Here is a 24,353-nt window from a genome sequence, read left to right on the forward strand (position 1 = left end):
TGATGCCTCTTGCTTGCTGATGCGCGCGCTAGCGCTGCGATGCGGGAAAGTGAGCCTCGACCTGCTTCCAGGCCGCCTCGGCGATCGGCCTTGCGCGCGCGCCGGTCTCGCGCGCCTGGCTGCTGGACGCCGTGCCGTCGGCCGCCCGCCTCAGGATGCCGTGCAGGATCGCGGCCAGCCTGAACATGCTGTAGGCCAGATAGAACTCCCAGTGCGCGGGATCGATGGGCGCGCGGCCGGTGCGGCGGCAATAGGTCTGCAGGTAGACCTGCTCGTCGGGGATGCCGAGCGCCGCGTAGTCGGTGCCGGCCATGCCGCGGAACTGCGACGCGGTGAGCCGCCACGGCAGCGCGTGGTAGGCGAAGTCGGCCAGCGGATGGCCCAGGGTCGACAGCTCCCAGTCGAGCACCGCCAGCACGCGCGGCTCGGTCGGATGGAAGATCATGTTGTCGATCCGCAGGTCGCCGTGGAAGATGCAGGTGCTGTCGTCGAACGGCACGTGCCGGGGCAGCCATTCGATGAGCCGCTCCATCGCCGGGATTGCGGGCGCCCCGGGCGACACTGCCTCGTGGTATTGCCGGGTCCAGCGTCCGATCTGGCGGTCGAAGAAATTGCCGGGTCGGCCGTAGTCCCCCAGACCGACGGCCCGATGGTCGACGCGATGCAGCTCGGCGACCACGCGGTTCATGTCGTCGTAGATGGCAGCGCGCTCGGGGTTCGAGAGCCCCGGCAGCGTCGGGTCCCAGAAGATGCGGCCGTCGACGAAGGCCATGACGTAGAACGGCGTGCCGATGACCTCCGCGTTGCCGCAGAACCCCAGCGCCGGCGCGACCGGGACCCGCGTATCGCGCAAGGCGCTGATCGCGCGGAATTCGCGGTCGACCGCGTGGGCCGAAGGCAGCAACACGCCATCCGGCTTCTTGCGCAGCACGTAGCGCGTGCCCTTCGCGTCGGTGAGCAGAAAGGTGGGGTTGGATTGGCCGCCTTCGAAGGGCTTGCGCTGCAGCGGGCCCTCGAAGCCCACCACGTTCGCGTGCATCCAGGCTTCCAGGCGTTCGTTCGTGTCGTTCATCGGCTTTCGTTCATTCAGATCGGAGAGATGCCGTGCGGCTTGTCGGGCCAGGCCCGGTGCCGCTTGCGCGGCAGGCATCGTTCGAGGGCGGCGTGCACGACCCAGCGCGTGTCCCTCGGGTCGATCACGTCGTCGATGCCGAAATGCTCGGCCGCGTGCAACGCGCCCAGCTGTTCCTTGAAGCGCCCGATCAGCTCGGCGCGCTGGGCCGCGGGGTCGGCGGCCGTCTTCACCTGCTTCTGGTAGGCCACGTCCACCGCGCCTTCCACCGACATGGCGCAGATCTCCGCCGTCGGCCAGGCGACGCACAGGTCGGCATCGAAACTGCGCCCGCCGCACATCGCGATGTAGCCCAGGCCGTAGCCCTTGCGCAGCACCACCGACACGCGCGGCACCGTCGCCTGCCCCAGTTCGAACAGCAGGCGCGCGCTGCGCCGGGCCAGCGCGGTGTCCTCCGCCTGGCTGCCCACCAGAAAGCCCGGCACGTCCACCAGGTAGACCAGCGGCAGGCCGAATCCGTCGCACAACGAAACGAAATGCGCCCCCTTCTCGCAGGCCTTCGCATCGAGCGTGCCGCCCAGGTGCAGCGGCTGGTTGGCCACGATGCCGACCACCCTGCCCTGGATGCGCGCGAAGCCCGTGACGAGGTTGGGCGCAAAGCCCGGCTTGATCTGGAACAGCGAGGCTTCGTCGACGATGCCACGCACCACGTCGCACACGTCGTAGGCCTTGCGCGGGTTGTCGGGCATCCGATCGAGCAGGGCCGCTTCGAAGCCCGCCTCCGTTTCGCGCGCTTCGACCGAAGGCGCGGGCAGGCGTGCATTCGACGGCAGGTAGGCGAGGTAGTCGCGCACGCAGGCGAGCGCCTCGGCGTCGTCGCCGGCCGCGATGTCGGCCAGGCCGTTCGCATCCGTCTGCACATGCGCGCCGCCCAGGGTGTTCTTGTGGGTGACCTCGCCGGTCGCCGCTGCCACCAGCGCAGGCCCGGCGATGCCCATGGTCGAGGTGCCGCGCACCATCACCACGAAGTCGCACAGGGCCGCGAAATTCGACGGACCCGCGAAGCCCGGGCCCATGATCACCGCCACCGTCGGCACCCAGCCCGACAGCGCGACCGCGGTCTGGAAGTAGCGCGAGCCCTGCGCGAAGTGCCGGCTGTCCAGTCCTTCCTGGATGCGATGGCCACCGCCGTCCAGCAGCAGCACCATCGGGCAGCCGTGCTCCAGCGCATGCGTGGCCATGCGCTCGACCTTGGTCTCGCCGATGCGCCCGTTCGAGCCCCCGAGCACCGTGAAGTCGAAGGCGCAGACGCACACGGGCCGGCCGTCGACGTGGCCATAGCCGGTCAGCACACCGTCCATCGGCGCTTGCAGATGCCCGGTGTCGAAGGTGTCGCGCTTGGGCTCGACCAGGCCGCCGACCTCGTGAAAGCTGCCGTGGTCGAGCAGCAGCGCAATGCGCTCGCGCGCCGACAGCTTGCCGAGTTCGTGCTGCCGCGCAATGGCCGTCGCGCGCGCGCCGTCGCCCAGGCCGTCGCGCTTGTGCGTGAACTGCTCGAAGGCCCACCGGGTCGCGCCCGTGGATTCGTCGCTCATCGCCGGCTCTTCGGCGCCGCGGGATCGCTGGCACGGTCGTAGGTAGCGGCGGTAAGGCCCCATTCGCGCAGCTGCTGCTTGCGGATCTTGGCCGTGGGTGTCTTGGGCAGCTCCGCCATGAACTCCACGTAGCGCGGCACCATGAAGTAAGGCAGCCGGTCGTCGAGAAACGCGAGCAGCGCACCCGCCTCCACCTGCGCGTCTCTTCGCAGCACCACGCAGGCCTTGATGTCGTCCTCGGTCGCATCGCTCGGGACCGCGATCACGGCACATTCGAGCACTGCCGGATGCTCGCCGATCTCCTTCTCGACCTCGAAGCTCGACACGTTCTCGCCACGCCTGCGCATCGCGTCCTTGATGCGATCGATGAATACGTACTGCCCGTCGGGATCGCGGCGGAAGGCATCGCCGGTGTGCAGCCACTGGTTGCGCCACGCGGCGGTGGTGGCGACGGGCATGTCGTGATAGCCGTCCATCACCATCCAGGGTTCGTGCGTGCGCAGGACCAGTTCGCCGCTCGTGCCGTCGGGCACGGGGCGGTCGTGCTCATCGACCAGCGCGACCTCGAAATCGGGCCGCGGCCAGCCGACCTTGCCGGGCTGCGCCATGCCGATGGGCGCGCGCAGCACCGTCGAGCCTTCGGTCAGTCCGTAGCCCGTGCACACGGCCTCGATGCCGAAGCGCTTGATGAACTCTTCCAGCTGCGCCATGACCGGCACCATCACGACGCCGCGCAGCGGATGGTCGGCATCGTCGGCGCGCGGCGGCTGGCGGTACAGGAAGTTGGCCATCGCGCCCAGCAGCATGGTGCAGGTGCATCCGTACTTGCGCACATCGTCCCAGAAGGTGGTGGCCGAGAAGCGCGGGAGCAGCACCGCACTGCCGCCGCCGATCAGGCTGCCGTAGATGGCCGCCCACTGCCCGCCGATGTGGAAGAGCGGCAGCGTGCACAGCTGCACGTCGTCCGCGCCCACCAGGCCCAGCACCGTCGGCGACGCGTAGCCGTAGGCATGGGCGTGCGTCACGCGCACGCCTTTCGACGGCCCGGTTGTGCCGGAGGTGTACAGGATGCCCAGGAGGTCCCACGGATCCACATGCACGGGCGCCTCGCGCGGCCCGCGCAGGGCCTCCCACGGCAGAACCCTGAAGCGCGGCGGCAGCGTGGCCGCATGCGCCGACGCGTCGCCGCGCACCACCACGTGCTCGATCTTCTCCAGCCGGTCGGCCACGTCGGCGAGAACGGGCAGGTAGTGCGCCTCGATGACGATCAGCTTCGCGCCCGAGTTGTTGATCACGTGGGCCAGGATGGAACCCTTGTACGCCGTGTTCACCGGCACTTCGACCCGGCCGCTGAGCGACAGCGCGTACCAGGCGATCACGTAGTCGAGGTGGTTGTCGAGCATCAGCAGCGCGAACCCCTGCCGCGCCAGGCCCAGCCGGCTGAAGCCCGAGGAGAACGCGAGCGATTCCTCGTGGAGCTGCGCATAGCTCATGCCTCGCTCGGTGTCGCGCACCGCCAGCTTGTCGGGGGAGACACGCAAGCGGGCTTCGAACGCCGCGCCGAGCGTGCGCGCCTCGAGCGGCGGCATCGAGTGCGGCGAGGATCCGTCATGAAGCGTTGAAGTCATGCCTTGTCTCTTCTGCGTTGCGGCGTCGCACCCGCTGCGTTGCGCATGATTGTCAGCCGATATTGCCAGACAATCAACACCGCGAAACGGCGCTCTGCCAGAATCTTCGGATGACGCCCCCTCGCACGGCCCCCCCATCTCCAGTGCAAAGAAGTACCCCTTCCGCGCACCCGCCCAGTACGCCCGATCGTGTCGCCGACGCCATCGGCCGGGCGATCCTCACGCGGCGCTTCACGGTCGGACAGCGGCTGATCGAGGCCGACCTCACGCGCGACCTGGGCGTGAGCCGCAGCACGGTAAGGGAAGCCTTCCGCATCCTCGCGTCGAGCGGGGTGGTCGAGCTGACACCGCACCGCGGCGCGGTGATCCGGTCGTTGACGCGATCGGACGCAGAGGGCCTGCTGGGGGTGCTGGAGGTGCTCACGGGTCTGTCGGCGCGCCTGGCCGCGGCCAACATCGGCATCGGCACCAACGCGAAGCGCTTCGAGGCGGCGGCGCGCAAGCTCGTCGAGGCGCAGACGCCCGCGCAGTTGGAACGCATCCTGGACGAGAGGGCCAATTACTACCGCGTGATGTTCGACATCGCGGACAACGCCGAGCTGTCGCGGGTCATGCCGCACACGCGCGCGCATCTGTTCCGCGCCCAGTTTCACGGCGTGATGACCACGGCGGACCTGCGGGCCATGGTGGCGGAGTACCGCGGCATCACCGTCGCCATCCTCGAAGGCGACCCGGCGAAGGCCGAAGCGCGGGCGCGCCGGCACATCCGGAAGACCGGGGAACGGACGCTGCCGCGCATGTCTGCCTTCACGCTGAGTTAACGGCCTGTTTCGCCGAGATCGGAGACGCGCCGATCGCGCGCGGCACACGAGGCGAGCAGCGGCGAGACCGCCCAATAGCCGAACGCGTTCCCGCGCGTGGCAGCGTAGTGCGCCATGCGTTCGACGATCTTCGGCAGACCGATCGCATCGGCCATGAACATCGGGCCGCCCTGGTGGTCGGGAAAACCGTAGCCGGCGGTCCACACGATGTCGATGTCGCCGGGCCGGTAGGCCATGCCCTCCTCGAGGATTCTGAAGCCCTCGTTGATGAGCGGGTAGAGCAGGCGCTCGACGATTTCCTGACGCGCGATCTCGCCGCGCTGCGCGATCCCATGGGCATCGGCCATCGCGCGCGCGATCTTCGCGGTTTCCGGATCGTCGACGGGCCTGCGGCCCTCGTACCGGTAGTAGCCGCTGCCGGTCTTCTGCCCGAAGCGGCCCAGCTCGAACAGCCGGCGCACGACCGCGCGGTAGCTGTCGTCCGGCGGCAGTCCACCCGCCTTGCCGTATTCGATGACCGTCTTGGCGCCCACGTCGATGCCGGCCATGTCGAGCATGCGGCAGGGGCCCATCGCCATCCCCAGCGCCTCGACGGCGCCGTCGATCTGCGACGGGCTCGCGCCCTCCATCATCAAGAACTCGGCCTCGCGCATGTAGACCTCGGCCATGCGGTTGCCGATGAAGCCATAGCACACGCCGGAGACGACCGCGACCTTGCCGATCCGGCGCGCGAGTTGCATCACGGTGGCGAGCACATCGGGCGCGGTGTGCGCGCCGCGCACGACTTCGAGCAGCCGCATCACGTTGGCGGGGCTGAAGAAATGCATACCGACCACGTCCTGGCCTCGACCGGTCGCGGCCGCCAGTGCGTTCACGTCCAGCGTGGAGGTGTTGGTGGCGACGATGGCGCCGCGCTTGCAGACCGCGCCGAGCCGCGCGCAAACTTCCTTCTTCAGGTCCATGTTCTCGAACACGGCCTCGATCACCAGATCGCAATCGGACAGCAGCGCGTAGTCGAGCGAGCCCGAGAGCAGCGCCATGCGTTCGCGCACCTGTTCGGCAGTGAGTCGTCCCTTGGCCGCAGTGGCTTCGTAGTTGGCTTGCACGATGCCGAGTCCGCGATCGAGCGCAGCCTGCGTGCTCTCGACCAGCACTGTCGGGATGCCCGCGTTGGCGAAGTTCATCGCGATGCCGCCGCCCATCGTGCCGGCCCCGACGATGCCGACCTTGCGGATGGCACGCAACTGCACGCCCTTCGAAAGGCCGGGAATCCGGGCCGCCTCGCGTTCGGCGAAGAACAGGTGGCGCAGCGCCTTCGATTGCGGCGAGCGGATCAGCGCTTCGAAAAGCCGGGCCTCGATCGCTTCGCCCTCGGCGAAGGGCAAGGCCGAGGCCTGCACCGCTTCAACGATGGCCCGCGCCGATGGATAAGAAGGCTTCTTGCGCACCGCGTCGGCCAGCGCCTTCGCGAAGAAGTCGGCCGGCAGCGCATCGCGTGCGACCTGTCTTTCACTGATGCGGCGCGGCCCGGCGTTGCTCGCGACGATCTCTTTCGCATAGTCGAGCCCGAGTTGGAGCGGCGACTGCGCATCGCGCACCTCGTCGACGATGCCGGCCGCCTGCGCGGCGTCGGCGCCGATCATGCGGCCCGACGAGATCAGGTCGAGCGCCAGTTCGATGCCCGCGAGCCTTGGCAGGCGCTGGGTGCCGAGCGAGCCCGGCAGCAGGCCGAGCTTGACTTCCGGCATACCGAGCCGCGTGCCCGGCGACGCCGTGCGCCAATGACAGGCGAGCGCCAGTTCGAGGCCGCCACCGAGCACGGTTCCATGCAGCGCGCCGACCACCGGCCGGTCGAGGCCCTCGAGGCGCGCGAGCACCCGGTTGAAGGGCAAGGCCGAGAAGCCCGGCTGGTCGAAGCTGCCGATGTCGCCGCCCGCGACGAAGGTGCGGCCCTCGCAATGCACGAGCAGGGCGCCGAGTGTCCGGTCGGATTCGAAAGCGTCGAGCGCCGTCGATAGGCCAGCCACCACGGCGGGCGAAATCGCATTGACGGGCGGGTTGTCGATGGTCATCACGGCGATGTGGCCGTGGCGGGAAAGCGTGACGGGTGCGGGGGTCGATGGCATGCCCGAGATCGTGAGTCCGACCGGCCGCGGCGACCTCGTCGCTTCGGACGATTCCCGCATCGGCCCGCGCCGCCTAACATGTGTCCGGACCCAAACCCGCGTTGACGAGCACGATCAGAGGATGAACTCCACCACAGACGCCCTCTATCTGACCACTCTCGACGATCGCTACGACGTCGAAGAGGGCCGCATCTTCCTGAACGGGATGCAGGCCTTGCTGCGGGTGATGCTGGACCAGCGGCGCACCGACCTGCGCAATGGCCTGCAGACGGCCGGCTTCGTCAGCGGCTATCCGGGATCTCCCGTGGGCGGAGTGGACGACGTGATGGTCGACAACCGTGATCGCCTGGCCAGCAACCACATCGTCTTCCAGCCCGGACTCAACGAGGAACTCGCCGCGACAGCGGTCTTCGGCACGCAAACGCTGCATGCGCTGCCGGGCGCCAGGTACGACGGCGTCTTCGGCATGTGGTACGGGAAATCGCCCGGCGTCGATCGGGCCGCCGACGCACTGCACCACGCGAATTTCAGAGGCGTCGGCCGCAACGGCGGCGTGCTCGTGGTCGCGGGCGACGACCCCCATGCGCGCTCGACCATCTACCCGAGCGATTCCAACTGGCTGATGGCCGGCAGCTACATGCCGATCCTCGCGCCGGCGAGCATCCAGGAAGTGCTCGATTTCGGCCTTCACGGTTTCGCGATGTCACGCGCCTCCGGGCTCTGGGTCGGGTTCAAGCTGGTCACCGACGTCGCCGACAGCTGCGCGAGCGCGCTCGTGGGTCATGACCGCGTGCGGCCCGTCCTGCCCGAGGTCATGCTCGACGGCGCGCCGGTCAGCCCGAAGATCCGGATCAACGAGGCCGGTCCGCCGCTGCTCGAAGCGGAGCGCCAGATCTACTACGGGCAGCTCGAAGTCGTGCGCGAATACGCGAGGCTCAACGGGCTCAACCGCATCGCCTGCGATCCGCCGGGCGCGCGCATCGGCATCCTGACCTGCGGCAAGACCTACGTGGACGTGCGACAGGCCCTCACGAACCTCGGCCTGACCGAGCAGGACCTGCATGCCATGGGCATCCGGATCATGACGATGGGGCTGCTCTATCCCGTCGAGCCGACCCTGCTGAAAGCGTTCGCGCGGGGTCTCGACGAGATCGTCGTGGTCGAGGACAAGCGGCCGATGCTGGAGCTGTTCCTGAAGGACCTGCTCTACGCGCTGCCCGACCGTCCGACGGTGGTCGGCAAGCAGGACGAGTCCGGCGCGGACCTGCTTCCGGCCCACGGCGAGCTGTCGGCCGACCGGATCGCGACGGCATTGGCGAAACGCTTCGCGCGCCGCGGCCTGGTCGCCGCATCGCCGGCTTCGACGCCCGACGGCGGCGCCGTGAAGGCCCTGGTCCCGATGCAGCCGCTGGCCGCGTTGCCGGTGCTGCCTTCCAGAACGCCCTACTTCTGCTCGGGCTGCCCGCACAACCGCAGCCTGCGGGTGCCTGAAGGCGCCGTGGTTGGCGCCGGCATCGGCTGCCATGTCATGGCGCTCTGGATGGGCCCGGTGTACGGCGAGGTCACCGGCTACACGCAGATGGGCGGCGAAGGCGCGCAATGGGTGGGCCTGGCGCCCTTCACGGACCAGCGCCATTTCTTCCAGAACCTGGGCGACGGCACCTTCCATCACTCGGGCAGCCTGGCGATTCGCTTCGCCGTCTCCGCCGGGACCAACCTCACCTACAAGATCCTCTACAACCGCGCCGTCGCGATGACCGGCGGGCAGGACGTCACCGGCGCGCTGGGCGTGCCCGCGATGGTCGACCTGCTGAAGGCCGAGGGCGTCAAGAAGATCATCGTCACCACCGACGACCCCGGCAAATACCCCGGGCGCAAGGCGGGCAGCGCGGAAGTCTGGCATCGGGACCGCCTCGTCGAGGCGGAAGCCGAGCTCGCCGCGATCCCCGGCGTGACGGTGCTGATCAACGACCAGCAATGCGCCGCCGAGAAGCGGCGCCTGCGCAAGCGCGGCAAGCTGGCCTACCAGCCCAGGGTCGCCGTCATCAACGAGCGCGTCTGCGAAGGCTGCGGCGACTGCGGCCGCAAATCGAACTGCCTCAGCGTGCAGCCGCTCGCCACCGAGTTCGGCCGCAAGACGAAGATCCACCAGTCCTCCTGCAACCAGGACTTCTCCTGCCTCGAAGGCGACTGCCCGTCCTTCGTGACGATCGAAAGCACCGACGGCACGCTGCCGAAGCCGGCGAAGAAAAAGGCCGTGCCCTTTCCGCAGGAGCTGCACCTGCCCGAGCCGCAGAGCGTGGCGCGCCAGGGCCACTTCGCCGCCGGCCTGATCGGCATTGGCGGGACCGGGGTGGTCACGGTCAACCAGATCCTCGGCATGGCCGCCTTTCTCGACGGCAGCGACGTGCAGTGCTATGACCACACCGGTTCGAGCCAGAAGGCGGGCCCGGTGGTGTCGCACCTGAAGATCTTCGAGCGCGGCGCGGTGGTGTCGCCGACGGTGTCCGCAGGGGCCGCCGACCTCTACCTGGCCTTCGACGCGCTCGGCGCGGTGACCGCGGCCAACCTCGCGATGACCTCGCCCGAGCGCACCATCGCCGTCGTCTCCACCAGCACGGTGCCGACCGGCGAGATGGTGTCGAACGTGCAGCGCAGCTATCCCGCGCAATCGGACATCACGCAGCGGATCTTGCAGAGAACGCGCGGCGACCGCAGCCTGTTCTTCGACGCGCAGGGCCTGGCCGAAGCGCTGCTGGGCGACCACATGGCGAACAACCTGCTGATGGTCGGCGCCGCATTCCAGCTCGGCGCGCTGCCGATCCGGGCGGCCTCGATCGAGGCGGCCATCCGGCTCAACGGCACGGCGGTCGAATCCAATCTGAACGCCTTTCGGTGGGGCCGGCTGCAGGTCGCCGATCCAGAACGCGTGCAACAGGCCATCGTGCAGGTGGATGCCGAATCCGCGCGGAGCTTCTCCGGCGACGTCGTGAGCCGCGTGCTCGCCACCGGCGCGACCGGCGAGCTGGCCGAGACCCTGAAGCGCCGGGTCGCCGAGCTCATCGAGTTCCAGGACGAAGCGTATGCGCAGCGCTATCTCGACGATCTCGCGCGCATCCTGTCCGCGCGCCGCGACCCGCGCCTCGCGATGGCGGTGGCCCGCAACCTCTACAAACTCATGGCCTACAAGGACGAGTACGAGGTCGCGCGGCTGCACCTGCTGGCCGAATCGCGCGCCGCCCTCACCCGCGATTACGGCGACGGTGCGCGGATGTACTGGCATTTCCATCCGACCTTTCTGCGCGCGCTCGGTGTTCGCAAGAAGCTGCGCCTCGGCGCGTGGTTCCGTCCGGTGCTGGCGATGCTGCGCGCGATGAAGAAGCTGCGCGGCACGCCTCTGGATCTGCTGGGTACGGCGCGCCTGCGCAGGATCGAGCGGGCGCTGCCCGCCTACTACGTCGCCCAGCTCGAAGCGGCCTGCGCCCTGCCCGATGCCGACCTCGATCTGCTCGTCGAACTGGCGGACGCACCCGACCTGATCCGGGGTTACGAAGACGTCAAGCGCGAGAGCCTCGTGACGCGCTATCTGCCGCGTGTCGCCCAGCTCCAGCGCCAGCTGGGCATCCAGGTCGCGCCCGGCACCGAGATTTCGAAACTCGCCGTGGATGCCACGGCCGCCGAGCCATCATTGAAGGCCGCCTAGATCGCAGAGCCGAAGAGGAGGAGAGTGGAATGCCCGGACCGTTGCATGGATTGAAAGTGGTCGAGATGGCGGGGATCGGACCCGGTCCCTTCGCCGCCATGATGCTGGCCGACCTCGGTGCGGAAGTCATCCGCATCCTGCGGCCCGGCCAGGGGGACGACCTGGAACGCCGCTTCGACGTCATGGCGCGCGGCCGCCGCGCGTTCGTGCTCGACCTGCGGCAACCCGAATCCGTGCGCAGCGTGCTCGAACTCGTCGCGCATGCCGACGTGCTGATCGAAGGCTATCGTCCGGGCGTCATGGAGCGCCTCGGCCTCGGGCCGGAGGTCTGCCTGCAGCGCAATCCGCGGCTGGTCTTCGGCCGCCTGACGGGATGGGGCCAGGACGGGCCGCTCGCGAATGCGCCCGGCCACGACATCAACTTCATCGCGCTCGCCGGCGCGCTGCATGCCATCGGCCGCTCGGGCGAGGCACCCGTGATACCCCTCAACTACGTCGGCGATTTCGGCGGCGGCGGCATGCTGCTCGCCTTCGGCGTGATGTGCGCCGTCCATGAAGCGCGATCCTCGGGCAAGGGACAGGTCGTCGACGCCGCCATGACCGACGGCGCCGCGCTGCTCGGAAGCTGCTTCTACGGACTTGCCGCGGCAGGCAAATGGAACGCCATGCGCGGCGAGAACTTCCTGGACGGCGGCTCGCACTTCTACGACACCTACGCCTGCGCCGACGGCAAGTACGTGTCCGTCGGCGCGCTGGAGCCGCAGTTCTACGCCAAGCTGTGCGAGATCTGCGGCATCGACGATCCACTCTTCGACCAGCAGATGGACCCGCGGGCGTGGCCGATGCTCAAGCACCGGCTCGCGGATGTCTTCAGGACCCGAACGCGCGACGCGTGGTGCGCGCTGCTCGAAGGCAGCGATGCCTGCTTCGCGCCGGTGCTCGATTGGGACGAGGCCCCGCGCCATCCCCACAACCAGGCGCGCAGGACCTTCATCGAGGTCGACCAGGTCGTCCAGCCCGCGCCCGCGCCGCGCTTCAGCCGGACGCCCTCCTCGGTGCCGACGGTGGCGCCATCGCCCGAGACCGACCTGACGGACATCCTCCGAAGCTGGCGCACCGAAGACCCTGCGCCAGCCGCGCGCGACGCCGCCGGCATCGCCACCCACTGAACACAGAACCCGAACCGAGCAGGACCTGCACATGCCCATCGATTTCCACCCGGCATGGATCGACGGCGATCTCGCCACGTACCGCGACACGGTGACGCGCTTCGTCGATTCCGAGATGCTTCCAGAGGACGCGGCAGCGCGCGAACAAGGCCACGTCGGGCACGCGCTGTGGCGCCGCGCCGGCGAGCTGGGGCTGCTCTGCTCGGACATTCCGGAGGAATACGGCGGCGGCGGCGGCGACTTCCGCCACGAGGCCGCCTTCTACGATGCGATGTCCCGGCGCGGACTGACGGGCATGAGTCCGTCCGTGCACAGCATCGTCGCCCACTACTTCCTCAACCACGGCACCGAGCAGCAGAAGCAACACTACCTGCCGCGCATGGCACGCGGCGAGCTGGTCGGCGCCATCGCCATGACCGAACCCGGCACCGGCTCCGACCTGCAGGGCATCCGCACGCGCGCCGAGCGGCGCGGTGACAGCTACGTCATCAACGGCTCCAAGACCTTCATCACCAACGGCTTTCTCGCAGGCGTGATTCTTGTGGTGGCGAAGACCGATCCGTCCAAACGCGCGAGCGGCACCTCGATCCTGATCGTCGAGACGAAAGAGGTCGAAGGCTTCCGGGTCGGCCGCGTGCTCGACAAGATCGGGCTCAAGGCGCAGGACACCTCCGAACTCTTCTTCGACGACGTGACCGTGCCGGCCGACAAGCTGCTGGGCGGCAAGGAAGGCCAGGGCTTCTACCAGCTGATGTCCGACCTGCCGTACGAGCGCACCATCATCGGCGTGCTCGCGGTGGCGGCGATGGAAGGCGCCTACGAGGCCACGCTCGACTACGTGCGCCAGCGCCAGGCCTTCGGCCAGCCGATCGCGGAGTTCCAGAACACCAAGTTCAAGCTGGCCGAGATCGCCACGACGATCAAGGTGGCACGCACCTTCGTCGACCGCTGCGTGGCCGAACTGGTCGCCGGCACGCTCGACACCGCCACCGCATCGATGGTGAAGATGTGGACCTCCGAGGCGCAGGGCAAGGTGATCGACGAATGCGTGCAGCTGCACGGCGGCTACGGCTACATGAACGAATACCTCGTGGGCCGCATGTACGTCGACGCACGCATCCAGCGCATCTACGGCGGAACCAATGAGATCATGAAAGAAGTGATTTCGCGCGCCCTATGACCACCATGCAATACCGCACACTCCTCGTCGCCACCGAAGGCGCTCTCGCGCGCGTCACGCTGAACCGGCCGGAACGCCTGAACGCACTCGATCCGCGCATGGTCGAGGAACTCACGCACTTCTTCGGCGGCCTGACGGCGCGCTCGCCGGAGCGGGTCGTGATCCTGACCGGCGCCGGCCGCGCCTTCTGCGCCGGACTCGACCTGAAGGACATGCAGCCCAGCGGCGCGCGGCGCGGCGTCGAGGACATGCTGGAGACGCAGCGCGGCCTGCGCGACATCATGCTGGCGATGCGGCGCTGCCCGCAGCCGATCATCAGCGTGGTCAACGGCGTCGCCAGCGGCGGCGGCTTCGCGCTGGCGCTTGCTTCGGACGTCCGCCTCGCGACGCCCGAGGGACGCATGAACGCTTCCTTCATCCGCATCGGCCTGAGCGCCTGCGACGTCGGCGTCAGCTACTTCCTGCCACGCATGGTCGGCTCCTCGGTCGCGGCCGAATACCTGCTGACGGGCCGCTTCATGGATCCGCAGCGCGCCTATGCGCTGGGCCTGGTCAGCCGCGTCGGACCGCTGGAAGAGCTGGAGGCCGAAGCCCTCGCCATGGCGCGCGACATGCTGCGCGCCACGCCGCTCGGCCTGCGCCTGACCAAGGATGCGCTGGGGCTGGCGGTCGACGCCGGCTCGATCGATGCGGTGATCGGCCTGGAGGACCGCAACCAGGTGCTGTGCACGCAGGGCGAACACTTCGCCGAAGGCATCGCCGCCTTCCTCGACAAGCGCGAGCCCGACTATGGCCGGCGCTGAACCGGTGCTGCTGCGCGTCGAGCGCCCGCTGGCCGGCTGTGCCCTGCTCACGCTCGACCGCCCCGGCGCCATGAACGCGCTGTCGATCGCCTTGCGGCGTCAGCTGGCGAGCGCCTTCGAAGCGCTCGCCGCGGACCAGGACACACGCGTGGTCGTCCTCACCGGCGCCGGCCGCGCCTTCTGCGCCGGACTCGATCTCAAGGAACTGGGCTCGTCGCCCGACACCGGCGCGTCGCTCGCGCCCACGGCCGACATCGATCCGGTCGGCGCGATGGCGCGCTTCGAGGGGCCGGTCATCGGCGCGATCAACGGGCCGGCCATCACCGGCGGCTTCGAACTCGCGCTGGCCTGCGACCTCCTCGTGGCGTCCACCGCGGCCACCTTCGCCGACACCCATGCGCGCGTGGGCGTCATGCCGGGCTGGGGCCTGTCGCAGCGCCTGCCGCGCCTGATCGGCGCCGGCCGCGCGAAGGAGATGTCCTTCACCGGCAATTTCATCGATGCGCCGACCGCGGCCGCCTGGGGCCTGGTGAATCGCGTGGTGCCGCCCGAGGACCTGCTGCCCGAGGCGCTTCGGCTCGCGGCCGACATGCTCTCGACCGTGCCGGGGACGCTTCAGGCCTTCAAGCGGCTCATCGACGACGGGCTCGGCGGCACGCTCGCCGAAGGGCTGGCGCTGGAGCGGCAGCGCTCGCGCGCCTGGGCGTCGACCATCGACCGCACCGACATCGAACGCCGGCGACAGCAGATCGCCGACCGGGGCCGTGCGCAGGCCGGCGCGTCGCCGGGCCTCAGGGAATGACGCCGAGCCGGCGCGCCATGGCCACCGCCTGCGTGCGGTTGTGTGCGTCGAGCTTCGAATTGATGTTGCGCAGGTGCGTGCGGACGGTGCTGTCCGACACGAACAGCTTCTCCGCCATCGCGCTGTTCGAATAGCCTTCGGCCAGCAGCTGCAGCACGCGGATCTCCTTGCGCGTCAGCGGGTCGGGCATCGGCCCGTTGCCCAGCGGCGATGCGCCCGCCGGCGTCGCCGGCGCGATCGGTCCGAGTGCCTGCGCCAGCCGCCTCAGATAGTCGGTCAGCACCGGATCGCCGCTCGGCCTGGCGCCCGCGTGCTGCTGCGCCACCAGCGCGTGGATCGGCGCGCGCAGGATGTCGCCCTCGTCGAGCACCAGCCGGACGAAGCCTTCGGCGCAGGCCGCGGTGAGCGCGTCGCGCAAGGGCTGCATGGCGAGCGCCGTGTCGCCGGCCCGGTAGAGCGCGGCGGCATGCAGCAGTTGCAGCTTGAGCGCACGGCGGTGCCGCGCATCGGCCCGCGCCAGCCGGGCGGCCTCTTCCAGCTGGCGCGCGGCCAGCGCGGCATCGCCCGCATGCAGCAACCAGCGCATGCGGGCGATCTCCATGGTTTCGAGGTCATTGGCCAGAAAGCGCAGCCGGCCGACGCGCTCCCAGAGCGCCGCGTCGCCGGCCCGGTCGAGCTCGTCGCGCGCCGCGCGCTGATGACCCTGCAGCAACTGCACGCGTGCGCGCTCCAGCTTCGCGCCGGCCACGACGCGCGGCAGCTGGCCCTTGTGCCCGACGTACTCGAGTTCGGTGAGCAGTTGCAGGCCGTGGTCGACATCGCCGCGCCAGAACGCGATGCGCGACAGCGTCGTATAGCCCTGGATCACCAGATCGGGCAGCCCGACGTCGCGCGCCAGCGGCAGGTAGACCTGCAGAAGGTGCGCCGCCTGGTCGATCTGGTCATTCTCGTAGAGCGCCGCCGCATAGGGCACACCTGCCCAGGCATTGCCGCTGGTATGGCTGTAGGCGCGTCCCGGAACGGCGGTGACGGCGAGCCGGAAGCGCGCTGTGGCCTGCCGCAGCCGAGCCTCCTGGAGGTCGATCAGGCCTTCAGCCGCCTCCGAATACATCAGGTTGAATTCGCTCGCGTTGACGCCCTGCCCGCGCCGCGCGGAGTCGATGAGGCGGCGCGCCTGGTCGTGCTCGCCCATCACCGAGACGATGGTCGCCATCGCGTTCGCGAGCACGTTGTCCGCGAACGGCACGACGCTCGGCAGAAACTGGAGGCTCCGGCGGCCGACCGGATAGGCCTCCTCGTAGCGGTCCATCATGGCCAGGAGGCAGGGCTTCAGGGCCCGCACGTGCGGCGCCAGCGCGGGCGCGGTCGAGGCCGACAACCCGCTGCGTTCGAGCATGTCCATCGCCTCCGGCGCGCCGCGCGTGAAGCAGACGGACCAGATGTGCACCAGCTGCAGTTCGGGATGCTCGGCCAGCGCATCCGCCGGCAGGGCCGAGAACCATCGCGCCAGCAGGCGCATGCGGCCCTGCGCGAGCAGCTCGCCCGCATGCGCCCGCAGCAACGCGATCGCATGGGCGTTCTGCATGCCCTCGATGGCATGGTCGATGGCCGGCACGGGCCGGCCCTGCAGCTCGTACCACTCGGCCGCCGCCGAATGCAGCCGCCGTGCCTCGCCGGGCATCTCGCGCGACAGCTGGTCCTGCAGGAACTTGGCGAAGAGGCTGTGGTAGCGGTAGGCGATGGCGCTGTCCCCGAGCCGCACCAGCAGCACATCGGCGCTCTCCAGCTCGTGCAGGATGCGGCTGCTGTCCACCCCCGGCACGAGCGCGTCGCAGAGCGAAGGCTCCAGGTGCTTGAGCACGCTGGTGCGCAGCAGGAAGTCCCGCACCTGCGGCGCCTGCCGCGCAAGCACGTCTTCGGCCAGGTAGTCAGCGACCGACTGCTCGGTGCCCGAGAAGCGGTCGATGAAGTCTCCTGGCGATTCGCTGCGCTCCAGCGACACCGAGGCAAGCCAGAGCGCCGCGATCCAGCCCTCGGTCTTTCGGTGCAGGCGCGACAGGTCCTCGAAGGCGAGCGGCGCGGCACGCCGGATGGTGAAGAAGGCGGCCGCCTCCTCGATCGAGAAGCGCAGCCGGGCCGCGTCGATCTCAAGCAGCTGGCCGCGCGCCCGCATCCGCCCGAGCCGCAGATCGGGCAGGCTGCGCGATGCGATGACGAGGCGGCCATGCGGCGGCAGGTGATCGATCAACTCGCGCAGCAAGCCGAGAACGCCGGCTTCCTGGATCGACTCGACGTCGTCGAGGAACAGCGCGAAGGCGCCGGTCTGCCTGGCGATCCGCGAGAACAGGCGCAGCGCCAGATCGCCGACCGTGGAGCCTTCGGGCAGATCGACGCCCGGCTCCTCGATGTCGGCGTCCTCGGTGATCGCGGCCACCACCGCCTCGAGCCCGGCCAGGAAGCGCGAGGCGTCGTTGTCGGCGCGGTCGAGCGTGAGCCAGGCCGTGGCGACCGACATCGACTGCAGGCGCTCCCGGCACTGCAGCAAGGCCGTGCTCTTGCCGAAGCCGGCCGGTGCGCGCAGCAGCACCAGCTTGACGCCGGTCGCCGCGCAGACTTCGTCCACCACCTGCTGGCGGAAGACGTGCCGCTGCAGCGCGGCGGGCGGCGTGAGCTTCGCGCCGAGCAGGCTGCGCGGTGCCGATGCCCCCTTCACCGCGATCCCCGCGCGATCGCGGCGCTGCCGGTGTCAGATCTCCGCGACCTTGTAGCGTTCGACAAGGTCCCAATCGATGCGCGCGCCGATGCCCGGCCCCGGCGGCACGTGGGCGAAGCCTTCCTTGTCGATGTGGATCTTCTCGACGCCGCCGAGCGTGAAGAGCGACTCGGGCACGAGCTGCTCGAAGAATTCGCTGTTGGCGATGGACGCAATGACATGGAGGTTGGCCGCGTCGATGATGGTGTTCGCATTGGTGTGGATTTCGAGGTTCATCCCGAATGCCTCGCACAGCCCGGCGATTTTCTTCACCGGACCGATGCCGCCCTTGAACGATACATCGGCGCGCACGATGTCGACGGCCCGCGTCGTGATGTATTCGGGCGCGCTGTAAAGCGAGCCCCCGACCACTTCCACGCCGGCGATCGGAATGTCGAGCTTTTCGGCCAGCATGCGGTAGCCGTGCAGGTCGAAGTCGCGCAGCGGCTCCTCGTACCAGTGGTACTTGAGCTGTTCGAGCACCTTGCCGACCATCAGGGCCTGCGCATGGTTGTAGTTGCCGGCGACGTCGACCATCAGCGGCCATTCGCTGCCGACGGCCTCGCGCACGGCGATGCACAGGTCGACGTCGCGGCGCGCCTCGCCCCACACGTGCAGCTTGTAGCCCTGGTAGCCCGCCTCCTTGTACTTCAGCGCCTCCTCGACGTAGAGCTGCGTGTTGGCGTGCTCCATCGAGCTTGCATACACGGGCACCTTGTCGCGCACGCCGCCCAGCAGCTGGTAGAGCGGCGCATTCAGGCTCTTGGCATAGAGATCCCACAATGCCACGTCGACCGTGCCGATCGCGAACTGCGTCGTGTAGAGCAGCCGGTCGCGGCGCCACATGTCCTGCCAGATGGCCTCGCGGTACGCCGGGTCCTTGCCGATCAGGAGCGGCCGCAGCCGGTCGGCGATCGAATGCGCCAGGCTCAGGCCGCCGTAGGCGCTGACCACCTCGCCGGTCAGGCCTTCGTCGGTCGTGATCTGCACGGCCAGGAAATCGGTGACGTAGGCGCCGATCGACTGCCCGCCGTAGAGCGTGGGCGTCTGGAAGCCTTGCGGAATCGGCGGCCTGAACGAAACCAGCCGGACATCTTTGATCTTCATGGTGTGGTTCTTTCTCTGGATGGGGTCGGATGTGAAGCCCGCGAGGCGACTCAGATCTCCTTGACGGTCAGCTTCTTGATGGCGTCCCAGTCGATGTCGTAGCCGAGGCCGGGCTTGGTCGGCGCTTCCACCATGCCGTCCTTGGTCACGCGGATGGTGTCCTTCATGCCGACGTCCAGGATGCCCTGCGGCACCGGCAGCTCGAAGAGGTCGCAGTTGTGGATCGCCAGCATGACGTGCAGGTGCGCCGCCTGGACCAGCGTGGTGCCGTAGCTGTGCGGCTCGTACTTCGCGTTGAAGGCCTCGCACAGCGCCGCGGACTTGCGCATCGCCGAGATGCCGCCGATCCAGTCGCCGACCGAGCGGATGCTGTCGCACACGTGGCCCGTGAGGTATTTGGGATAGCCGCGCAGGCCTTCGAGCACGCTCTCGGTCGCGGTGATCGGCATCTTGAAGCTGCGCGTGAGGTCGGCCAGGCCGAGCAGGTCGGAGTCGGCGATCGGCGCCTCGAACCAGTAGAAGTCGAGTTCCTCCAGCACCTTGCCGACCTTGAAGGCGCCGAGCCGGTCGTACGCATTGACCGGGTCGAGCATCAGGTCCATCTTGCCGCCGAAGGCCTTGTGGACGGCGCGGCAGACCTCGATGTCCTTGTCCGGCACGCCGAAGGCATGGAGCTTGAAGGCGCGAAAGCCCTGCTCGTAGCACTCCTCGGCGATCTTCACGTACTCGGGCACGGTGTCGTACATGATCGTGCTCGCATAGGCGCGCATGCGATTGCGCGCGGCGCCGAGCAGGCGGTAGATGGGTTCCCCGTGGTGCTTGCCCAGCAGGTCCCAGAGGCAGATGTCGACCGCGCTGGCGACCGCGCCCGGTGAACGCAGCGAATCGGTCAGCTTGTACGAGATCTGCTCCACGTCGTGCGGGTCGCGGCCGATCAGCAGGTCGCGCAGGCCGGGCAACGCGGTCTCGACCAGGCCCGGGTCCATCAGCCAGGAAATGAATTGCCCCTCGTGCCCTTCGTCGCTGCCGATGCGCAGCAGCACGTGGTGGATGGTCATGGGCGACCATTCCTCCTTCCAGCGGAACTTGCGCTCGTTGGGCTTCAGGATGTGGGCCTTGACACTCGTGATCTTCATGGGAGTTCTCCTGGGTGAGCGATCGATGGCGATCGCGGTGGTGGAACGACCAGGCCGGCGGGACGCATCCCGCGCAGCACCTGGTCGATGTCGTTGGCAGCGGAAAGCGAGAGCCGCCGGTAGGCGGCACGCGTGATGCCGGCGCAATGCGGCGACACGACGACGTTGGGCAGCGCGAGGAGCGGCGCATCCACGGGCGGCGGCTCCGGCTCGAAGACATCGAGGCCGGCACCGGCGAGCCGGCCCGCCACCAGCATGTCGTGCAGCGCCGCGCTGTCGACCACGCCGCCGCGCGAGGTGTCGATCAGCCATGCGGTCGGCTTCATGCGGCGCAGTTCTTCGCGGCCGATGAGGCCGCGGGTCGACGGCATCAGCGGCACGTGGACCGACACCACGTCCGCGGCCGCGAGCGCATCGCGCAAGGGCAGGGTGCGTCGCACGTTCGGATCGTCGACCGGCGTGCCGCTGCGGGTCACCGCGATCACGTCCATCTCGAAGCCGCGCGCGGCGATGCGGGCCAGCGCGCGGCCGATGGCGCCGAAGCCGACGATCGCGAGCGTGCGGCCGGAGAGTTCCTCGTAGGCCTCGGCCTCCCTGGGACCGAATCGTCCTTCGCGCAGCGCGCGGTCGATCTCGACCAGCCGCTTGGCCAGGCACAGCATGTGGCCGATCGCATGCTCCGCCACCGACAGCGCGCCCGCACCGACCGCATGCGTGACCGCGATGCCGGCGTCGGCCGCGGCCTGGAGGTCGATGTGGTCGACGCCGGATCCGGCGGCCGCGATGACCTTGAGGCGACCGGCCCGCTCGATCATGCGCGCGCTCACGGTCAACGGCGGATAGCAATAGAGCGCATCCGCCTCGGGCAGGCGCTCCTCGACCTGCGCCGGGTCCTCGAGTTCGACCACGCGGTAGCGCGCCGAGAGCAGGTCGCGGCCGGCGGCATGCAGCAGCGGCAGCCCGAGCACCAGCGGCGCATCGTTCAAGACGCGGCCTCCGGCACGGCGTGGCCGAGGTAGGCGTTGCGAACCACGTCGGTCGCGGCCAGTTCCGCCGGACTGCCGTGCGCGATGAGGCGGCCGCTCTGCAGCACGTAGGCATGGTCGACGAAGGCCAGCGCCTTCTCGACCACCTGCTCCACCAGCAGCACCGCGACGCCGCGCGCGCGGATGGTCGCCAGCGTCTGCAGCACCTCGTCCACCAGATTGGGCGCGAGGCCCAGCGAAGGTTCATCGAGCATCACCAGGGCGGGCCGGCGCACGAGCGCCTGCGCGATCGCCAGCATCTGCTGCTGGCCGCCGCTCAGGCCGCCCGCGGTGAGTTCGCTCTTCTGCCGCAGCACCGGGAAGAGCTGGAACACCTCGTCGATGCGCGCCTGGGCCTCGCCCTTGGAGACGCGCGAGCGGTACATGCCCAGCAGCAGGTTGTCCATCACCGTCTCGCGGCGGAAGATGCGGCGCCCTTCGGCCACGTGCGCGAGGCCCTTCGGCACCAGGGCCTCCGCACTGCTGGCGAGGATGTCGACGTCGCCGAAGGACGCGCGTCCGGCGCTCGGCTTCAAGAGCCCCGACAGGCCCTTGAGCAGCGTCGACTTGCCGGCGCCGTTGGCCCCGAGCAGCGCGACCGCCTCGCCGCGGCCGACCTGCATCGTCGCGTCCTTCACGACCGGGACGATGCCGTAGCCCACGGAAAGCTTCTCGGCGCGCAGGATCGCCTCGGGCCGGCTCATTTCTTCGCTCCGGTATAGGCGCGCACCACCTCGGCGCTGTTGAACACTTGCTCGGCCGTGCCTTCCGCGAGGATGCGGCCCTGGTCGAGCACGGTCACCGAATCGGCGACGTCGGCCACCAGCTCGATGTGGTGCTCGACCATGATCAGGGTCGTGCCCATCTGCCGGATCGCACGCATCAGGTCGCCGAGTTCGTCGAGCTCGTTCATCGACAGTCCCGCGGCCGGCTCGTCGAGCAGCAACAGCTTCGGCTGGCCGATCAGCGCGCGTGCGATCTCCACCAGGCGCTGCTGCCCGTGCGGCAGGCCGGCGGCGCGCTCGTGCGCACGAGCGGCGAGGCCGACCAGGGCCAGCCAGCGCAGCGCCTCGGCATCGAGGTCCGCGGCCTCGCGCCGCGCGCGCGGCAGGCGCAGGGCGAGCTCCAGCCCGCTGGACTGCTCCCGCACGTAGCCGCCGAAACGCACGTTCTCGCGCAGGGTCAGTTCGCCCAGCAGCTTGGGTGTCTGGAAGGTGCGCTGCACGCGCATGCGCGCGATGGAGGTCGGGCCGCGGCCGGTGATCTCGGCGCCGTCGAGGCGGATCGAGCCGCTGGTGCACGGGTAGAAGCCCGAGATCATGTTCAGCAACGTGGTCTTGCCCGAGCCGTTGGGGCCGACGATCACGTGGATGCTGCCCGGCCGCACGTCGAGCGACACGCCATCGAGCGCGCGCACGCCTTCGAACTGCTTGACCAGGTCACGCACCTGGATCCCGACACCGGTGACCCGTTCGGCGGGCGCCGCCGCCGGGTCGCGCGGCGTTGCCCCGGCGCTCGGGCCGGTGGAACGCTGGCCGACCCGGGCCGCCGCGCGCCTGGCGGCGCGTCGTTCGTCGAGCGCGGCGATCGCGCCTGCCAGGCCTTCCGGCAGGAAGACCGAGAACACCAGCAGCCCGACGCCGTAGGCGATCATCCGGTACTCCTTCAGGCTGCCCAGCATTTCGGGAAGCACGTAGAAGGCGGCCACGCCGAGCAGGGGTCCGGCCAGCCGGGCGGGTCCTCCGAGAACGACGACGAACAGGAAGAAGATCGAGAAGTCGAAGCTGAAATCTTCCGGCGTCACCACGCCCTTGGCGCTGGCATAGAAGGCGCCGGCCAATCCGGCGATGGCGCCCGACATCGCAAACGCGAACAGCCGCAGCCGCGCGGTCGAAACGCCGTTGGCCCGGGCCCGCACGTCGCCCTCGCGGATCGAGCGCAGGGCCCATCCGAGCCGCGAGTCGATGATGTTGTGCGTGACCCAGCACAACAGCGCCACGGCCGCGAGCACCAGCGCGAACAGCCCGAAGCCGTCCAGCTTGAAGCCCAGCACCGAGGGCTTGGCCACGCCGACGATGCCGCCGTAGCCGCCGGTGAACGAACGCAGGTCGTTCAGCATCGCGGTCACGGCCAGCGAGAAGGCGATGGTGATCAGCACGAAGTACCAGGACGACAGGCGAAGCGCAGGCAATGCCAGCAGCGTGCTGAAGACCAGGCCCACCGCGGCCGACAGCAGCATCGCGGGCCAGAAGTTCCAGCCGTAGTGCACGGTCGCGATGGCGGTCGCATAGGTGCCTACGCACACCAGCGCGCCATGGGCGATCGACACGATGCCCGCGTAGCCGGTGAGCAGGTTGAGTCCGACCGCCGCCAGCACGTAGATCGCGGCGAAGGTCATCAACAGCAGGTAGTAGGAATTCCAGAGCGCCGCGCCGATGCCGGCCAGCACGAGCAGCGCCGAGATGACCATGATCCACGGCGGCAGCGGGAACTGGCTGACCGGGCGCGGCGAAGCGGAGGCGATGCTCGAATCCATCGCCTCAGACCTCGCGCAGCGCACGGCGGCCGAAGAGGCCGAACGGACGCACCAGCAGCACCACGAGCACCACGCCCAGGAGCAGCAGCTGGCGATAGCCTGGCGTCAGCTGGACCGAGCTGATGCTCTCCACGCATCCGAGCATCAGCCCGGCGGCCAGCGCGCCCCAGTTGCTGCCCACGCCGCCGATCGCCAGCACCATGAAGCCCTTCACCAGCAGGCCGAGGCCGATCGTGGTGCTGGCCAGCAGCAGCGGCGCGGCGACCACGCCGGTCAGCGCCGCATAGGCGGCGGCGAGGGCGAAGGAGGTCATGGTCAGGCGCGACGGGCTGATGCCGTTGAGGCGCGCGGCGTCGCGGTCCTCGGCCACGGCCAGCACCGCCTTGCCGGCCAGCGTGTGGCGGTAGACCCATTCGACCAGCGCGATGCTGGCGGCGGCGATGAGGATCACCGCCACCTGCTGGGTGGAGAAGGTCAGCGAGCCCCATTGCACGGTATCGAGGGTCGCGCCCGGCACCGGCGGCACGACCTGCGCGTCGGAGCCCCAGACATGGTCGCCGACGTTGATGACGATGATCGAGAACGCCAGCGTGCTGATGATCCAGCCGTGGTGATGCGAGGGCCGCCGAATGAGCGTGGCCACCGCCACGCGTTCCTCGAACAGGCCGATCGCGGCCACGACCGCCATCACGCCGACGATCGCCAGCGCCCAGGGGATGTGCTTTTGCGTCATCAGCGCCCACGCGAACATCGAGCCCAGCATCACCAGCTCGCCCTGGGCCATGTTGAACACGTTGGTCGGCTTGTAGGCGATGTTGAAGCTGACCGCGACCATCGCGTAGATGGCGCCCATCGTCAGGCCCGTGGTCAACAGCGCGAGCAGGTCCTCGAGCAGCAT

General features: G+C 69.2%; 17 protein-coding genes. 6 read left to right on the plus strand and 11 right to left on the minus strand.

Annotation, left to right across the window (positions count from 1 at the left end; all coding sequences use genetic code 11):
• Positions 1 to 28: 28 nt before the first annotated feature.
• Genes E5P2_RS26625 through E5P2_RS26635 form a run of 3 tightly spaced genes read right to left on the minus strand, consistent with a single transcriptional unit; the run spans position 29 to position 4,295 of the window.
• The gene (locus E5P2_RS26625; protein WP_232080860.1) at positions 29 to 1,072 is read right to left on the minus strand and encodes a phosphotransferase; all 1,044 of its coding nucleotides are present in this window, start codon (positions 1,070 to 1,072) and stop codon (positions 29 to 31) included.
• A 14-nt stretch (positions 1,073 to 1,086) separates the two neighbouring features.
• Positions 1,087 to 2,667 carry an acyl-CoA carboxylase subunit beta gene (locus E5P2_RS26630; RefSeq protein ID WP_162570087.1) on the minus strand — a complete coding sequence of 527 codons (1,581 nt, stop codon included), beginning with the start codon at positions 2,665 to 2,667 and terminating at the stop codon, positions 1,087 to 1,089.
• Complete coding sequence (locus E5P2_RS26635; RefSeq protein ID WP_162570088.1) at positions 2,664 to 4,295, minus strand: AMP-binding protein; 1,632 nt, start codon at positions 4,293 to 4,295, stop codon at positions 2,664 to 2,666. The genes E5P2_RS26630 and E5P2_RS26635 overlap by 4 nt, the downstream gene beginning before the upstream one ends.
• Before the next feature lie 143 nt (positions 4,296 to 4,438).
• Here E5P2_RS26635 and E5P2_RS26640 point away from each other — a divergent pair, with 143 nt between their 5' ends.
• A complete protein-coding gene (locus E5P2_RS26640) occupies positions 4,439 to 5,116 on the plus strand; it encodes a GntR family transcriptional regulator (protein WP_162570089.1) in 678 nt (225 codons plus the stop codon).
• Here E5P2_RS26640 and E5P2_RS26645 read toward each other — a convergent pair.
• Complete coding sequence (locus E5P2_RS26645) at positions 5,113 to 7,242, minus strand: 3-hydroxyacyl-CoA dehydrogenase NAD-binding domain-containing protein (protein WP_162570090.1); 2,130 nt, start codon at positions 7,240 to 7,242, stop codon at positions 5,113 to 5,115. The two genes, E5P2_RS26640 and E5P2_RS26645, sit on opposite strands and share 4 nt — an antisense overlap.
• 121 nt (positions 7,243 to 7,363) lie before the next feature.
• On the opposite strand from E5P2_RS26645, the gene E5P2_RS26650 reads away from it, so the two are divergent.
• Genes E5P2_RS26650 through E5P2_RS26670 form a run of 5 tightly spaced genes read left to right on the plus strand, consistent with a single transcriptional unit; the run spans position 7,364 to position 14,899 of the window.
• The gene (locus E5P2_RS26650; protein ID WP_162570091.1) at positions 7,364 to 10,945 is read left to right on the plus strand and encodes an indolepyruvate ferredoxin oxidoreductase family protein; all 3,582 of its coding nucleotides are present in this window, start codon (positions 7,364 to 7,366) and stop codon (positions 10,943 to 10,945) included.
• Between the two features lie 29 nt (positions 10,946 to 10,974).
• Entirely contained in the window at positions 10,975 to 12,114 is a 1,140-nt protein-coding gene (locus tag E5P2_RS26655) for a CaiB/BaiF CoA transferase family protein (protein WP_162570092.1), read from the plus strand.
• A 31-nt stretch (positions 12,115 to 12,145) separates the two neighbouring features.
• The gene (locus E5P2_RS26660; RefSeq protein ID WP_162570093.1) at positions 12,146 to 13,294 is read left to right on the plus strand and encodes an acyl-CoA dehydrogenase family protein; all 1,149 of its coding nucleotides are present in this window, start codon (positions 12,146 to 12,148) and stop codon (positions 13,292 to 13,294) included.
• On the plus strand, positions 13,291 to 14,097 hold the full coding sequence (locus tag E5P2_RS26665) for an enoyl-CoA hydratase/isomerase family protein (protein ID WP_232080861.1): 807 nt from the start codon (positions 13,291 to 13,293) through the stop codon (positions 14,095 to 14,097). The genes E5P2_RS26660 and E5P2_RS26665 overlap by 4 nt, the downstream gene beginning before the upstream one ends.
• Entirely contained in the window at positions 14,084 to 14,899 is an 816-nt protein-coding gene (locus E5P2_RS26670) for an enoyl-CoA hydratase (RefSeq protein ID WP_162570095.1), read from the plus strand. Before E5P2_RS26665 ends, E5P2_RS26670 begins: the two co-directional genes overlap by 14 nt.
• Here the strand turns inward: E5P2_RS26670 and E5P2_RS26675 are convergent.
• From E5P2_RS26675 to E5P2_RS26705, 7 genes are read right to left on the minus strand one after another with little or no spacing between them, the layout of a single operon-like run.
• Entirely contained in the window at positions 14,889 to 17,612 is a 2,724-nt protein-coding gene (locus E5P2_RS26675) for a LuxR C-terminal-related transcriptional regulator (protein WP_162570096.1), read from the minus strand. The two genes, E5P2_RS26670 and E5P2_RS26675, sit on opposite strands and share 11 nt — an antisense overlap.
• A 33-nt stretch (positions 17,613 to 17,645) precedes the next feature.
• A complete protein-coding gene (locus E5P2_RS26680; protein WP_162570097.1) occupies positions 17,646 to 18,758 on the minus strand; it encodes an enolase C-terminal domain-like protein in 1,113 nt (370 codons plus the stop codon).
• 50 nt (positions 18,759 to 18,808) lie between these two features.
• Positions 18,809 to 19,894 (minus strand): mandelate racemase/muconate lactonizing enzyme family protein, encoded by a 1,086-nt coding sequence (locus E5P2_RS26685; protein WP_162570098.1) that lies wholly within the window; start codon positions 19,892 to 19,894, stop codon positions 18,809 to 18,811.
• A complete protein-coding gene (locus E5P2_RS26690) occupies positions 19,891 to 20,880 on the minus strand; it encodes an NAD(P)-dependent oxidoreductase (RefSeq protein ID WP_162570099.1) in 990 nt (329 codons plus the stop codon). The genes E5P2_RS26685 and E5P2_RS26690 overlap by 4 nt, the downstream gene beginning before the upstream one ends.
• Positions 20,877 to 21,623 (minus strand): ABC transporter ATP-binding protein, encoded by a 747-nt coding sequence (locus tag E5P2_RS26695; protein WP_162570100.1) that lies wholly within the window; start codon positions 21,621 to 21,623, stop codon positions 20,877 to 20,879. Before E5P2_RS26695 ends, E5P2_RS26690 begins: the two co-directional genes overlap by 4 nt.
• On the minus strand, positions 21,620 to 23,455 hold the full coding sequence (locus E5P2_RS26700; protein ID WP_162570101.1) for a branched-chain amino acid ABC transporter ATP-binding protein/permease: 1,836 nt from the start codon (positions 23,453 to 23,455) through the stop codon (positions 21,620 to 21,622). The genes E5P2_RS26695 and E5P2_RS26700 overlap by 4 nt, the downstream gene beginning before the upstream one ends.
• A gap of 4 nt (positions 23,456 to 23,459) precedes the next feature.
• Positions 23,460 to 24,353 carry a branched-chain amino acid ABC transporter permease gene (locus tag E5P2_RS26705; protein WP_162570102.1) on the minus strand — a complete coding sequence of 298 codons (894 nt, stop codon included), beginning with the start codon at positions 24,351 to 24,353 and terminating at the stop codon, positions 23,460 to 23,462.

This window comes from Variovorax sp. SRS16 (assembly GCF_901827165.1).
Taxonomy (GTDB): Bacteria; Pseudomonadota; Gammaproteobacteria; order Burkholderiales; family Burkholderiaceae_C; genus Variovorax.